Here is a 13987-nt window from a genome sequence, read left to right on the forward strand (position 1 = left end):
CGACGATGGGGCACGACGTGGCACCGGCCGGTGACCTCCGGCTCGCCAACCTCACCAAGCGGTTCGGCGTCTTCACCGCGGTGGACGACCTCAGCCTGACCATCCCGCAGGGCTCGTTCTTCGCCCTGCTCGGCGCCTCCGGCTGCGGCAAGACCACCACCCTGCGGATGATCGCCGGGCTGGAGGAGCCGACCAGCGGGCAGGTCCTGCTCGGCGACCGGGACATCGCCCGGCTGCGCCCGTACAAGCGGCCGGTGAACACCGTGTTCCAGTCGTACGCGCTCTTCCCGCACCTCGACATCGCCGAGAACGTCGCCTTCGGGCTGCGCCGCCGCGGCATCCGCAAGGTGGCCGACGAGGTCCAGCGGATGCTGTCGCTGGTGCAGCTCGACGGCTTCGGCAAGCGCCGCCCGGCCCAGCTCTCCGGCGGGCAGCAGCAGCGGGTCGCGCTGGCCCGTGCCCTCATCAACCGTCCGCAGGTGCTGCTGCTCGACGAGCCGCTCGGCGCGCTCGACCTGAAGCTGCGCCGGCAGATGCAGATCGAGCTGAAGCGGATCCAGACCGAGGTCGGCATCACGTTCGTGCACGTCACCCACGACCAGGAGGAGGCCATGACGATGGCCGACACGGTCGCGGTGATGAACGCCGGGCGGATCGAGCAGCTCGGTGCTCCGGCCGACATCTACGAGTTCCCGGCGAGCGCCTTCGTCGCGAACTTCCTCGGCCAGTCCAACCTCCTCGCCGCCGAGGCCGCCGGGCCCGCCGGCGACGAGGTGCCGGTCACGGCGCACGGGAGTCGGTTCTCGGTGCCCGCCGCCCGCGCCCGCGCCGACCGGGGTCCGGTCTACCTGGGGGTACGCCCGGAGAAGCTGCACCTGGCCGGCTCCGCCGACCAGGTTCCCAGCGGCCGCCAGCACGTCGACGGAGTGGTCAGCGACGCCTCCTACGTCGGGGTGAGCACCCAGTACCTGCTGCGGACGAGCTGGGGGAGCGAGCTGTCGGTGTTCGTGGCGAACAGCGGCACCCACGAGCAGCTGCCGGTCGGCAGCCGGGCGGTGGCGTACTGGGACCCGCGGCACGCGTTCCTGCTGCCCCGCGAGGCGGGTGAGGACGACCGCACCACCCCGGTGCTCGACGAGCCGGTCGGTGCCTCGTCATGAGCGCCCTCGCGCACGTGTCGACCGGGCAGTCGGCGTCCTCTCCGCCGCCGGCCGCCCGGCGCGGGCGGTACCGGCTCCTGCCGTACCTCCTGCTGCTGCCGGCCGCGGCCTGGCTGTTCCTGTTCTTCGCGCTGCCGCTGGTCCAGCTCGCCGCCGCCAGCCTCTACGACCCGAGCGGCTCGCTCGCCACCGGTTACGCGATGACCTGGGCGTTCGGCAACTACCCGGAGGCGCTTCAGGCGTACTGGCCGCAGTTCAGCCGGTCGTTCCGCTACGCCGGCATCGCCCTGGTGCTGGCGCTGCTGATGGGCTACCCGTTGGCGTACGCGATCGCGCAGAAGGCCGGCCGGTGGAAGAACCTGCTGCTGGTCTGCGTCGTGGCCCCGATGTTCACCAGCTTCCTGGTGCGCACCCTGGCCTGGAAGACCATCCTGTCCGACAACGGTTGGGTGGTCGGGCTGCTGCGCGACATCCACCTGCTGGGCCCCGACGGCCGGCTGCTGGCCACCCCGGTCGCGGTGGTGCTCGGCCTGACGTACAACTTCCTGCCGTTCCTGGTGCTGCCGCTGTACGCGAACCTGGAGCGGCTCGACTGCCGGCTGCTGGAGGCGGCGAGCGACCTGTACGCGAGCCCGGTGCAGGCGTTCCGCCGGGTCACCCTGCCGCTGTCGATGCCCGGCCTGATCGCCGGCACGCTGCTGTTCTTCATCCCGGCGACCGGCGACTACATCAACGCGGAACTGCTGGGGACGCCCAACGAGTACATGATCGGCAACGTCATCGACTCGGCGTTCCTGGTCCGGCTGGACTATCCGCAGGGCGCGGCCCTGTCGTTCCTGCTGATGGCGGCGATCCTCGCGGTGGTGTTCGTCTACCTGCGCCGGGCCGGCACGGAGGAGGTCCTGTGAGGTTCTCCCGCTGGCTGGCCGACCGCTGGGTGATGGGCGTGGCGCTGCTGGTGCTCGGCTACCTGTTCCTGCCGATCGCCGTGGTCGCCGCCCTGTCCTTCAACCGGCCGTCGAGCCGCCTGTCGTACGACTTCAACGAGTTCACCCTCGACAACTGGCGCAACCCGTGCGCCACCTCCGACATGTGCGACGCGGTGGTGCGCAGCGTGCAGATCGGGTTCATCTCGACGGTGGTGGCCACCGTGCTCGGCACGCTGATGGCGTTCGCGCTGGCCCGGCACTCCTTCCGGGGACGGTCCGGGATCAACGTGCTGATCTTCCTGCCGATGGCGACGCCGGAGCTGGTGATGGGCACGTCGCTGCTCGCCCTCTTCGTCGCCGGCGGGGTGCCGCTCGGCTTCTGGACCGTCGTCATCGCGCACGTCATGTTCTGCGTGTCGTTCGTGGTGGTCACGGTGAAGGCCCGGCTGTCCGGCATGGACCGGCGACTGGAGGAGGCCGCCATGGACCTCTACGCCAGCGAGTGGCAGACGTTCCGCCGGATCACCCTGCCGCTGGTGCTGCCCGGCATCGTGGCCGCCGCGCTGCTCGCCTTCTCCCTGTCGTTCGACGACTTCATCATCACGAACTTCAACTCCGGCACCACCGTCACGTTCCCGATGTACGTCTGGGGTGCCGCCCAGCGGGGCATCCCGCCGCAGGTCAACGTCATCGGCACCGCGATGTTCGCGATCGCGCTGCTGCTGGTGCTGGCCACCACGCTGCGCGGGCGGCGGGCCCGGCGGGCCGCGGTGGCCGCACCCGTCGCCGTCGGGCAGGCGGGCGGCCGGTCATGACCGGCTCCCATCCCGGCCGGGGGCGGGCCTCCCGCAGCATGACGGGAGCCGGGAGGCCCGCCCTCGCCGACGCGGCGCCCGTGCCGTACTGGCTCGACCGGCCCGAGCGCCCCGACCCGCTGCCGCCGCTGCCCGGCGCCACCGACACCGACCTGCTCGTCGTCGGCGGCGGTTACTCCGGGCTGTGGACGGCGCTGCTCGCCAAGCAGGACGACCCCGACCGGGACGTGCTGCTGGTCGAGGCGGGCACCTGCGGCTGGGCGGCGTCCGGGCGTAACGGCGGCTTCTGCGCCGCGTCGCTGACCCACGGCCTGGCCAACGGCGTCGAACGGTTCCCGCGGGAGATCGCCGAGTTGGAGCGGCTCGGCCGGGAGAACCTGGCCGCCATCGGGGCCACCGTCGACGCGTACGGCATCGACTGCGACTTCGAGCGCACCGGCGAGCTGTCGGTGGCGGTCGAGCCGTACCAGCTCGCCGGGCTCGCCGAGGACGCCGAGCTGGCCCGCCGGTACGGCCATGACGTACGCCTGCTCGACGCCGACGAGGTGCGGGCCGAGGTGGACTCGCCGACGTACCTCGGTGGGCTCTGGGACCGGGACCGGGTGGCGATGGTCGACCCGGCGAAGCTGGCCTGGGGCCTGCGCCGGGCCGCCCGCGACCTGGGCGTACGCATCCACGAGCACACCCGGGTCACCGGCCTGACCCGCGACGGCGCGGCGCTGCGCGCGACCACCGCGGGGGGTGTGGCGGCCGCGCCCGGGCGGGTCCGCGCCCGGCAGGTGGTGCTGGCGACGAACGCGTTCCCGCCGCTGCTGCGCCGGCTGCGCGCGTGGATCGTGCCGGTGTACGACTACGCGCTGATGACCGAGCCGCTCAGCGACGCCCAGCGGAAAGCCATCGGCTGGGCGAACCGGCAGGGGCTCGCGGACACCGGCAACCAGTTCCACTACTACCGGATCACCCGGGACGGGCGGATCCTCTTCGGCGGGTACGACGCGGTCTACCACTACGGCAACCGGGTCGCGCCGGCGCTGGAGCAGCGGGCCGCCACCTTCGGCGCGCTCGCCGACCACTTCTTCACCACGTTCCCGCAGCTCGACGGGGTGCGGTTCAGTCACCGCTGGGGCGGGGTCATCGACACCTGCACCCGGTTCTGCCCGTTCTTCGGCACCGCCTACGAGGGGCGGCTGGCGTACGCGGCCGGCTACACCGGCCTCGGCGTCGGCGCGACCCGCTTCGGCGCCCGCGTGCTGCTCGACCTGCTCGGCGGCGGGGACACCCCGTTGACCCGGCTCGACCTGGTGCGCGACAAGCCGCTGCCGTTCCCGCCGGAGCCCGTCCGGGCCGCCGGCATCCACCTCACCCGCTGGTCCCTCGCCCGCGCCGACGAGCGGCAGGGCCGGCGCAACCTCTGGCTCCGTACTCTCGACCGCCTTGGACTGGGGTTCGATTCCTGATGCGCATCCTCCTCGTCGGCGCCGGTGGCGTCGGCTCCGCCGCCGTATCCATCGCCGCCCGCCGTGCCTTCTTCGACACCATGGTCGTGGCCGACTACGACCTGGGCCGCGCCACGCGAGCGGTGGCCGGCCGGGACGGGCGCTTCGTCGCCGCGGCGGTCGACGCCTCCTCGGCCGACGCGGTGGCCGCGCTCTGCCGGGAGCACCGGATCACGCACGTGCTCAACGCCGTCGACCCGCGCTTCGTCATGCCGATCTTCGACGGCGCCTTCGCCGCCGGGGCCGACTACCTGGACATGGCGATGTCGCTGTCCCACCCGCACCCGTCCCGGCCGTATCTCGAAACCGGCGTCAAGCTGGGCGACGAGCAGTTCGCGGCCTCCTCGCTCCGAGCCGACGCCAGCCGGCTGGCGCTCTGCGGCATCGGCGTCGAACCGGGCCTGTCCGACGTGTTCGCCCGGTACGCCGCCGACGAGCTGTTCGGCGAGATCGACGAGATCGGCGTGCGCGACGGGGCGAACCTCACCGTCGACGGGTACGACTTCGCGCCCTCCTTCTCGATCTGGACGACGATCGAGGAGTGCCTCAACCCGCCGGTGATCTGGGAGGCCGGCCGGGGCTGGTACACGACGCCGCCGTTCTCCGAGCCCGAAGTCTTCCACTTCCCGGCGGGGATCGGCCCGGTGGAGTGCGTCAACGTCGAGCACGAGGAGGTGCTGCTGATCCCGCGCTGGGTGAAGGCGAAGCGGGTCACCTTCAAGTACGGCCTCGGCAACGAGTTCATCGAGGTGCTGAAGACGCTGCACAAGCTCGGCCTGGACGCGACGTCGCCGGTGCGGGTGGGCGGCGTGGCGGTCTCGCCCCGCGACGTGGTCGCCGCCTGCCTGCCCGACCCGGCGACGCTCGGCGACCGGATGCGCGGCAAGACCTGCGCCGGCACCTGGGTGCGGGGGACCGGTCGTGACGGCCGCCCCCGCGAGGTCTACCTGTACCACGTCGTCGACAACGAGTGGTCGATGGCGGAGTACGGCCACCAGGCCGTCGTCTGGCAGACCGCGGTGAACCCGGTCGTCGCCCTGGAACTGCTGGCCGGCGGAGTCTGGTCCGGCACCGGCGTGCTGGGCCCGGAGGCGTTCCCGCCGGTACCCTTCCTCGACCTGCTGACCGCCTACGGCTCGCCGTGGGGGATGGAGGAGCGGTGACCCGCTACGGACCCATGTTCGGCCCCGACATCACGTTCCTCGGGGTGCCGCCGTGCACGCTGGGTGAGCCCGTCACGTACGCGGACGCCGACGTGGTGATCATCGGTGCGCCGTTCGACGGCGGCACCTCGCACCGGCCGGGCACCCGGTTCGGCCCGTCGGCCATCCGCCAGGCCTGCTACCTGCCGCACGACGGCTCCCGCCCCTCGCTCGCGTTCCGCGTCGACGCGCTGCGGGACCTGCGCGTCTACGACGCCGGTGACGTCGAGATGTTCTCCGGCGACATCGAGCGGTCGCTGTCCGCCCTGGAGGAGGCGGTCTTCGCGGTCGCGGCGGCCGGGGCGATCCCGGTCGTCCTCGGCGGCGACCACTCCATCGCGCTGCCGGACGCCACCGGCGTGGCCCGACACCACGGGCTGGGGCGGGTGTCGCTGGTGCACTTCGACGCGCACGCCGACACCGGGGACATCGAGTTCGGCTCCCTGCACGGGCACGGCCAGCCGATGCGGCGGCTCATCGAGTCCGGAGCGGTACGCGGCGACCGCTTCCTCCAGATCGGCCTGCGCGGCTACTGGCCCGGACCCTCGGTGCTGTCCTGGATGGCCGAGCAGCGGATGCGGTCATACGAGATGACCGAGCTGGTCGCGCGCGGCCTGGACACGTGCCTGTCGGAGGCGTTCGAGATCGCGGTGGACGAGTGCGAGGGGGTGTTCCTCTCCGTCGACGTGGACGTGGTCGACCCCGGCATGGCGCCCGGCACCGGCACTCCCGAACCGGGCGGGCTGACCTCGCGGCAGCTCCTCGACGCGGTCCGCCGGGTCTGCTACGAACTCCCCGTCGTCGGCGTCGACGTGGTCGAGGTGGCCCCGCCGTACGACCACGCCGACATCACCGCCTACCTGGGCAACCGGGTAGTCCTGGAGGCCCTGTCCGCAATAGCCCGCCGCCGTCGAGACGCGAACGGCAACCCACCCTGGACCCCCACCCAACCCCTCCTAGACGCCCGCTAACCCCGCGCGCTTACCCGCGCGATCTTGCACTTTTTGCCCTGGCATTCGGGGCTTATGCCGCGTATCGAGGGCCGGAACTGCAAGATCGCGAGATCGGGGGGCGGGGGATGGGGTGGGGAAGGGGGATTGGGGCCATAGCAGATCGGTGGGGTGGTTGGGGGTTTTCCACAGCAGGGTGGTTGTCCACAGGGGCGGGGTTCAGGGGTCGCCGGCCCGGAGCCGATTTCGGGATCCTGCCCGCATGCCTACTCAGTTGTGGCGGGTCGATTCCCTGCTGCGGACGCTGACCGTGAAGCGACTTCGCACGCGCGTGAGCAGAGATGAGCTGCGGCGGGTCCGCCGCGGCGTGTACGCCGACCAGCCCTGCGACGACGAGGACGAGCTGCGGGCGCTCATGCTGTGCCTGCCCCGGGAGGCGTTGCTCACCCGGCAGAGCGCGGCAAGACGGTACGGCTTTGGCGTGTTGCGGGAGAACGTCGTACACGTCCAGTTGCCGGCCACAATGCCGAAGCCCCGGCTACCCGGGCTGGTCGTGTACCACTCCGTTCTCCCGGTGGAGCCCGTGCTGGTGCGAGGACTGCCCTGCGTGCCGGCTGCGCGCTGCGCGGTGGACCTGGCGCGTACCACCCGTCGGCTGGACGCCCTGCCCGTGCTCGACGCGGCGATCCGCTGCGGCGCGGTCACCATGGCGGACCTGATGACCGAGGTGGAGGTGCATCGGGCGCTGCGGGGAGTCCGGCAGGCCCGGGAACTGGTGCCGATGGCCGATGGCCGGGCGGAGTGCCGGCAGGAGAGCCAGTTGCGCCTGATCCTGGTCGACGGGCGCCTACCGACGCCGGAGCCGCAGTTGTGGGTGTTCGATGACGGTGGCTTCCGCCGGTACCGCCTCGACCTGGGCTATCGAGAGCACCGGATCGGCATCGAGTACGACGGTGCGTCGCATCTCGACCGGGACCGGCTCCGGTACGACCGGAACCGCGTGAACTGGCTCGACGCGAGCGGCTGGCGGATGCGGTACTTCACCGACCGGGACCTCTACCATCGTCGGCCCTACATCGTCGCCACCGTCAGGGCCGCCCTTCCAGTGAACCGCTCCTCGCACTTTTCGCTGTAGCCACTCGCACGACCTGCTGCTGCGGCGGGCACGGAGTGCGATGAAGGTTCGACGACCGGCCGCAACGGATACCGCATCGGTCACCGGACGTGCACGATCGGTTCCATCGAAGGACATGCCAGGGGATATCGCAACGAGTCCTGCTGACGAGACTCGTGAGGGTGACTCAACCACTCTCGAATGTGCCCTCCCCCAACTGGTTCCGCCGGCTCAGCCCGGGCCGCCGCGCAGCGGTGATCCTCGGCGGCGGGCTAATGACGTTCGTACTCTTCTGCTGCGCCGGCACGGCGGTCCTGAGCGCCGTGGCCGGTGAACCGGCGCCGGAGCGCACCGGCACGTCCGCCGACGCGGCGCCGGAGCCGGTCGTCGCCGCTCCCGGAGACAGTGCGCCGAGCGAGAGCGCGCCGAGCGAGGAATCGTCCGAAGCGGTCGCCCCGGCGGCGACGTCGGCCAGCCCGACGCCGTCCCCGGTGGTGGAGGTGCGGACCGTGACCGAGCCGCAGCGCATCCGGCACGCCACCCGCACCGTCAAGGACTCGTCACTCGCCAAGGGGAAGCGGGTCGTGCGGACCCGGGGCGTCGACGGCGTACGCACGCTGACCTACGAGGTCACCGTCACCGACGGGGTGCAGACCGGCCGGAAGCTGGTCGGCTCGGAGGTGACGAGGAAGCCGGTCACCGAGGTCATCGCCGTCGGCACGAAGTCCACGTCCCGCTGCGACCCGAACTACAGCCCGTGCGTCCCGATCGCCAGCGACGTGGACTGTGCCGGCGGCGGCGGCAACGGCCCGGCATACGTGACCGGCCCCGTCAAGGTCATCGGCACGGACATCTACGACCTGGACCGCGACAACGACGGCTGGGGCTGCGACTAACTCGGCCCATCCCTTCCCCGCGATCTTGCACTTTCTGCCCCGACGAATGGTGCACACGCCGCATTTCAAGGGCCAATAGTGCAAGATCGCGAGGGAGAGGGAGAGGAGGGAGAGGGAGAGGAGGGAGAGGGAGAGGGAGAGGGGGTGGGGGCTAGGCCAGGGTGGAGCGGATCAGGAAGCGGACGCCGTCGGGGGCTTCCAGGCTGAAGCCGCTGCCCCGGCCGGGGACCACGTCGACCGTGAGCCTGGTGTGCTTCCACAAGTCCCACTGCGCACCCGACATCCAGAAGTCGACCGGCTCGGGCACGCCCTCGACCGCCAGCGAGGCGAGCAGCACGTCCGATCCGCCGGTGCGGAACTCGCCGGCCGGGTAGCACATCGGGGCGCTGCCGTCGCAGCAGCCGCCGGACTGGTGGAACATCAGCGGCCCGTGCCGCTCCCGCAGCGACCGGATCAACTCGGCCGCCGCGGGGGTCAGCGAGACGATCGGCGGGGCGGCCGGTTCGAGCGTGACCGGCGACGGGACCGCGCGGGACGGGGAGACCGCCGGGGTTCCCGGTGAACCGGGCACCCCGCCCTCGGGACGAGCAGCCATCAGAAGAAGCCCAGCTTCTTCGGGGAGTAGCTGACCAGCAGGTTCTTGGTCTGCTGGTAGTGCTCCAGCATCATCTTGTGGTTCTCCCGGCCGATGCCGGACTGCTTGTACCCGCCGAACGCGGCGTGCGCCGGGTACGCGTGGTAGCAGTTCGTCCAGACCCGTCCGGCCTGGATGGCCCGCCCGGCCCGGTACGCCTGGTTCATGTCCCGGGTCCAGACGCCGGCACCGAGCCCGTACAGGGTGTCGTTGGCGATCTTCACGGCGTCGTCGAGGTCGGCGAAGGAGGTCACCGACACGACCGGACCGAAGATCTCCTCCTGGAAGATCCGCATCGAGTTGTCGCCCTCGAAGACGGTCGGCTCGACGTAGTACCCGCCGGACAGCTCGCCGCCCAGGTCCGCCCGCCCGCCGCCGGTCAGCACGCGGGCCCCCTCCTGCCGGCCGATGTCCAGGTAGGAGAGGATCTTCTCGAGCTGGTCGTTGGACGCCTGCGCCCCGATCATCGTTTCGGTGTCGAGCGGGTGGCCCTGCCGGATGTCCCGGGTGCGGGCGACCGCCGCGGCCAGGAAGTCGCTGTAGTGCCCCTGCTGGATCAGCGCCCGCGACGGGCACGTGCACACCTCGCCCTGGTTGAGGGCGAACATGGTGAAGCCTTCGAGGGCCTTGTCGAGGAAGTCGTCGGAGGCGGCGCTCACGTCGTCGAAGAAGAGGTTGGGGCTCTTGCCGCCCAGCTCCAGCGTGACCGGTTTGATGTTCTCGCTGGCGTACTGCATGATCAGCCGCCCGGTGGTGGTCTCCCCGGTGAACGCGACCTTCGCCACCCGCGGCGAGGACGCGAGCGGCTTGCCGGCCTCGACGCCGAAGCCGTTGACGACGTTGACCACGCCCGGCGGCAGCAGGTCGGCCACGAGGGACAGCCAGTAGTGGATCGACGCGGGCGTCTGCTCGGCCGGCTTGAGCACCACCGCGTTGCCGGCGGCGAGCGCCGGGGCGAGCTTCCAGGTGGCCATGAGCAGCGGGAAGTTCCACGGGATGATCTGTCCGACGACACCGAGCGGCTCGTGGAAGTGGTAGGCGACGGTGTCGTCGTCGAGTTCGCCGAGCGAGCCCTCCTGGGCCCGGATCGCGCCGGCGAAGTACCGGAAGTGGTCGATCGCGAGGGGGATGTCGGCGGCGAGGCTCTCCCGGACCGGCTTGCCGTTCTCCCAGGTCTCGGCGATCGCCAGGGACTCCAGGTTCTCCTCCATCCGGTCGGCGATCCGGTTGAGGACCAGCGCCCGCTCGGCGACCGGCGTGCGGCCCCAGGCGTCGGCGGCGCCGTGCGCGGCGTCGAGGGCCTTCTCGACGTCCTCGGCGGTGCCCCGGGCCACCTCGCAGAAGGTCTGGCCGGTCACCGGGGTCGGGTTCTCGAAGTACTGCCCGCCCTGCGGCTTCACGTACTCCCCGCCGATGAAGTGGTCGTAGCGGGACTGCCAATGGGTGGGCGCGTCGTAGCGCGTCATGGGTACCTCCGCCGATCCGTTGGGGTGGATGGCGGCGACGCTAGTGCCGGGTACGTTGCAGTGACGTTGCGCCGCCCACGTCGTACTCCTGGACGAGCTGGCGGGCGCGCGCGACCGCGAGGGGCCGGCGGGGCGCGCCCGGCGGCAGGGCCCGCGCCAGGGCCTCCCAGGCGGTGAGGTCGTCGGCGCCGGCTGGCGTCGCGGTCCAGGCCGCGAGCAGCGCCGGGTCCGCGGTGGCCAGCACCGCCGCGCGCAGCTGCCCGTCGACCAGCCGGCGCAGTCGCGCGACTCCCGGCGCGTCGGAGGCGGGCAGCAGACTTCCCGGGTACGCCTCGAGCGCGCCCGCCGGGTCACCGCGCTCCAGCAGGTCGGTGACGGTACGGAAGTCGGCGCGCACCCGGCCGCGCAGCCGGTACGGGCGGGAGTCGAGCAGCTCCGGGCCGAGCACCCGACGCAGCCGGGACAGCTCGGCGCGCAGGGTGACCGGGTGCAGCCGGTCGTCGCCGTAGAGGTCGAGGCCGAGCTGCTCGCCGGTGCGTCCCTCCGGATGGTCGACGAGCAGCGCCAGCAGTTCGCTGTGTCGGCGACCGAGCCGGATCCGGCGCCCGCCGACCCGCAGCTCCGCCTCGTCGCGGCCGAGCGCGGCCACGTGCACCACGTCCGGCTCGACGGGTGCCGCACCGGCGAGGAGCGCCTCGGCGGCCCGGGCGGTGGCCCGGACCAGCGCCAGGCTCTGCGGATTCGCGAGGTGGTCGCCGCCGGTGATGTCGACGGCGCCGAGCAGCCGGCCGGTGGCCGGGTCGTGGATCGGCGCGGCGGCGCAGGTCCACCGCTGGACGCGGCGGCTGAAGTGCTCGGTCGCGAAGATCTGCACGCTGTGGTCGACGGCGAGGGCGGTGCCGGGGGCGTTGGTGCCGGCGTGCGCCTCGTCCCAGCGGGCGCCGGGGACGAAGTTCATCCGTTCGGCGCGGCGCAGCACCCCGGGGTGCCCCTCGACCCACAGCAGCCGCCCGTACGCGTCGCAGACCGCCATCAGGTGCGCGCCGTCCTGCGCGATGCCGCCGAGCAGGTCCCGGAAGAGCGGCAGCACCCGGGCGAGCGGGTGCCCGGCGCGGTAGCTCGCCAGCGTGTCGTCGGTCAGGTCGACCGGCGGGGTGCTCTCGGGGTCGAGCAGCGCCGACCGCTCCCAGGAGCGGCGGACCACCTCGCGTACCCGCTGCGGCACGGCCCCGGTGAGGAACGCCTCGTGGGCGGCACCCACCTGCGCGATCCGCTCCGCCGGATCGACGCCGATTTCCAGGGCGAGCCACGGGTCGGCCACAGGCGACCTCCTCGCGCCCCATCGTGACGCAGCTCACCGCTGATCGCCAACCCGCGGGCGCGAGGAGGACGAACGGGCCAGGACGGCGCAGCGCGGCTGATCCGGCTTAACCGCATTTGTCTGGCGGGCCGGACGTGGAGGATGGCTCCGGCGGATCCTTACGGAACCCTTATCTCCTGCTTGAGACCGTATGCCGGACAACGAGGAACCACGGGGAGCGGAAGCGTGCGGGTGCTGGTGGCGGACGACGAGCGGTTGCTGGCGGACACGGTCGCCGAGGGGCTGCGTCGCCTCTCGATGGCGGTCGACGTCTGCTACGACGGCGACGCCGCGCTGGAGCGGGTCGGGGTGAACCGCTACGACGTGGCGGTGCTGGACCGGGACATGCCGGGACGCACCGGCGACGAGGTGTGCCGGAGCCTCGCCGGCACCGACGCCGGTACGCGCGTGCTGCTGTTGACCGCGGCCGCCGGCATCCGGGACCGGGTGGAGGGCCTGGGGCTGGGCGCCGACGACTACCTGACCAAGCCGTTCGCGTTCGCCGAGCTGGTCGCCCGGGTGCAGGCCCTCGGCCGGCGGTCCGCGCCGGCGCTGCCGCCGGTGCTCGAACAGCATGGCGTGGTGCTCGACGTGGCCCGGCACACCGTCACCCGCGACGGCCGGCCGCTCAGCCTGAGCCCGAAGGAGTTCGCCGTGCTGCACGTGCTGATGCGCGCGGGCGGTCGGGTGGTCAGCGCGGAGGACCTGCTGGAGCAGGCGTGGGACGAGTTCGCCGACCCGTTCACGAACGTGGTGCGGGTGACCGTGATGACCCTGCGCAAGAAGCTCGGCCAGCCGTCGGTCGTCCACACCGTGCCGAAGGCCGGCTACCGGATCGGCGGCCCGGAGTGAGCCCGCGTCGCCGGGTCCTGCTGGTCGGGGTGCTCGCCCTGTTCGTCGGATACTCCCTGCCCGGCCTGGTCAAGTGGCTGCTCAAGGCCGTGTGGTGGCGTGCCCAGCAGGTGTGCGAGCTGCCCGTGCCGGGGCTGGGAACGGTGTGCCAGGCGGCCGGCCAGTCCACCGTTCTGCTGCCGCAGCTGGTCGTTCTCGGCCTGGTCGTGGCGGCGGTGGCCGCGCTCTGGGGCGCCGCCCGGTGGTGCCTGCGCCCGGTCCGCGACCTCACCGAGCCGGTCGCGCACGTCGGGCCGCAGAACCTCGGTTACCGGATCCGGCCGCGGGGTCGCGACGAGCTGGCCCGGCTGGCCCGGGCGATCGACGAGATGATGGAACGCATCACCGCCGGGTACGAGGGGCAGCGGCGGTTCGCCGCGAACGCCTCGCACGAGCTGCGTACGCCGCTCGCGGTCCAGCGGACCCTGATCGAGGTCGGCATGGCCCGGACGCTGACCGGCGAGCAGCTCGAGCTGCTGACCGCCCAGCTCCTGCAGACCAACGAGCGCAACGAGCGGCTCATCGAGGGGTTGCTCGCGCTCAGCGAGAGCGACCAGGGGCTGCGCTCGTCCACGCCGCAGCGCCTCGACGAGATCGCCGGCGGTGTGCTGGCCGCGTACGCCGACCGGGCGACGGAGGCCGGGGTGACCGTGGAGAGCCGGCTCGCGCCCCGGGTGGTGCTGGGCGAGCGGGTGCTGCTGGAGCGCCTGGTGACCAACCTGGTGGAGAACGGGATCAAGTACAACCGGCCGGGCGGCCGGCTCACCGTCACGGTCGGCGGGACCCCGGCGCTGACCGTGGTCAACACCGGCCAGGCCGTCCCGGCCGAGGCGGTCGCCGGACTCTTCGAGCCCTTCCGGCGCCTGGCGCGGGACCGGACGAACTCCAGCGGCGGCGCCGGTCTCGGCCTGGCCATCGCCCGCTCGATCACCCAGGCCCACGACGGCGTCATCGCCGCCCGGCCCGGCGAGGACGGCGGCCTGCGGGTCGACGTCCAGCTGCCCGGGCCGCACTGACCCGGCCGCCCGGCCGGACCACACATCGAACCCACAGCACGGGAGCCGCCCGGGGCGG

At 72.4% G+C, this 13987-nt stretch carries 13 protein-coding genes; 10 read left to right on the forward strand and 3 right to left on the reverse strand.

Annotated elements, in window-relative coordinates:
- The first annotated feature begins 5 nt into the window (after positions 1-5).
- The 8 genes from EV376_RS09510 to EV376_RS09545 all read left to right on the forward strand — a co-directional run bounded on the left by EV376_RS09510 (position 6) and on the right by EV376_RS09545 (position 8562).
- A complete protein-coding gene (locus EV376_RS09510; protein WP_130321817.1) occupies positions 6-1160 on the forward strand; it encodes an ABC transporter ATP-binding protein in 1155 nt (384 codons plus the stop codon).
- The gene (locus tag EV376_RS09515) at positions 1157-2068 is read left to right on the forward strand and encodes an ABC transporter permease (RefSeq protein ID WP_130321819.1); all 912 of its coding nucleotides are present in this window, start codon (positions 1157-1159) and stop codon (positions 2066-2068) included. Before EV376_RS09510 ends, EV376_RS09515 begins: the two co-directional genes overlap by 4 nt.
- Positions 2065-2904, forward strand: coding sequence for an ABC transporter permease (locus tag EV376_RS09520; RefSeq protein WP_486482567.1), 840 nt, complete (start codon positions 2065-2067; stop codon positions 2902-2904). Before EV376_RS09515 ends, EV376_RS09520 begins: the two co-directional genes overlap by 4 nt.
- Positions 2905-2942: 38 nt before the next feature.
- Positions 2943-4361, forward strand: coding sequence for an FAD-dependent oxidoreductase (locus EV376_RS09525; protein WP_130321821.1), 1419 nt, complete (start codon positions 2943-2945; stop codon positions 4359-4361).
- The gene (locus EV376_RS09530; RefSeq protein WP_130321823.1) at positions 4361-5563 is read left to right on the forward strand and encodes a saccharopine dehydrogenase C-terminal domain-containing protein; all 1203 of its coding nucleotides are present in this window, start codon (positions 4361-4363) and stop codon (positions 5561-5563) included. Before EV376_RS09525 ends, EV376_RS09530 begins: the two co-directional genes overlap by 1 nt.
- A complete protein-coding gene (gene speB, locus EV376_RS09535; RefSeq protein ID WP_130321825.1) occupies positions 5560-6573 on the forward strand; it encodes an agmatinase in 1014 nt (337 codons plus the stop codon). Before EV376_RS09530 ends, speB begins: the two co-directional genes overlap by 4 nt.
- 241 nt (positions 6574-6814) lie before the next feature.
- Positions 6815-7687: a DUF559 domain-containing protein gene (locus EV376_RS09540; RefSeq protein WP_130321827.1), complete on the forward strand. Its 873-nt coding sequence runs from the start codon at positions 6815-6817 to the stop codon at positions 7685-7687.
- A gap of 161 nt (positions 7688-7848) precedes the next feature.
- The gene (locus EV376_RS09545) at positions 7849-8562 is read left to right on the forward strand and encodes a G5 domain-containing protein (protein WP_486482568.1); all 714 of its coding nucleotides are present in this window, start codon (positions 7849-7851) and stop codon (positions 8560-8562) included.
- A gap of 151 nt (positions 8563-8713) precedes the next feature.
- Here EV376_RS09545 and EV376_RS09550 read toward each other — a convergent pair whose 3' ends face one another.
- From EV376_RS09550 to EV376_RS09560, 3 genes are all read right to left on the reverse strand, one after another.
- Positions 8714-9049 (reverse strand): DUF779 domain-containing protein, encoded by a 336-nt coding sequence (locus tag EV376_RS09550; RefSeq protein ID WP_130328589.1) that lies wholly within the window; start codon positions 9047-9049, stop codon positions 8714-8716.
- A gap of 107 nt (positions 9050-9156) precedes the next feature.
- Positions 9157-10662: an aldehyde dehydrogenase gene (adh, locus tag EV376_RS09555; protein ID WP_130321829.1), complete on the reverse strand. Its 1506-nt coding sequence runs from the start codon at positions 10660-10662 to the stop codon at positions 9157-9159.
- Between the two features lie 40 nt (positions 10663-10702).
- Complete coding sequence (locus EV376_RS09560) at positions 10703-11983, reverse strand: GAF domain-containing protein (RefSeq protein ID WP_130321831.1); 1281 nt, start codon at positions 11981-11983, stop codon at positions 10703-10705.
- Positions 11984-12208: 225 nt separating this feature from the next.
- Between EV376_RS09560 and EV376_RS09565 the strand changes: the two genes are divergently transcribed.
- Positions 12209-12874: a response regulator transcription factor gene (locus tag EV376_RS09565; protein ID WP_130321833.1), complete on the forward strand. Its 666-nt coding sequence runs from the start codon at positions 12209-12211 to the stop codon at positions 12872-12874.
- A complete protein-coding gene (locus tag EV376_RS09570) occupies positions 12871-13929 on the forward strand; it encodes a sensor histidine kinase (protein WP_130321835.1) in 1059 nt (352 codons plus the stop codon). The genes EV376_RS09565 and EV376_RS09570 overlap by 4 nt, the downstream gene beginning before the upstream one ends.
- The last annotated feature ends 58 nt before the right edge of the window (positions 13930-13987 follow it).

The organism is Micromonospora sp. CNZ295, assembly GCF_004217535.1.

Bases quoted from the DNA above. Each gene is read 5' to 3' on its own strand.
- EV376_RS09510 (WP_130321817.1), top strand. From the start codon at position 6: ATGGGGCACGACGTGGCACCGGCCGGTGACCTCCGGCTCGCCAACCTC.
- EV376_RS09515 (WP_130321819.1), top strand. From the start codon at position 1,157: ATGAGCGCCCTCGCGCACGTGTCGACCGGGCAGTCGGCGTCCTCTCCG.
- EV376_RS09525 (WP_130321821.1), top strand. From the start codon at position 2,943: ATGACGGGAGCCGGGAGGCCCGCCCTCGCCGACGCGGCGCCCGTGCCG.
- EV376_RS09530 (WP_130321823.1), top strand. From the start codon at position 4,361: ATGCGCATCCTCCTCGTCGGCGCCGGTGGCGTCGGCTCCGCCGCCGTA.
- EV376_RS09540 (WP_130321827.1), top strand. From the start codon at position 6,815: ATGCCTACTCAGTTGTGGCGGGTCGATTCCCTGCTGCGGACGCTGACC.
- adh (WP_130321829.1), bottom strand. From the start codon at position 10,662: ATGACGCGCTACGACGCGCCCACCCATTGGCAGTCCCGCTACGACCAC.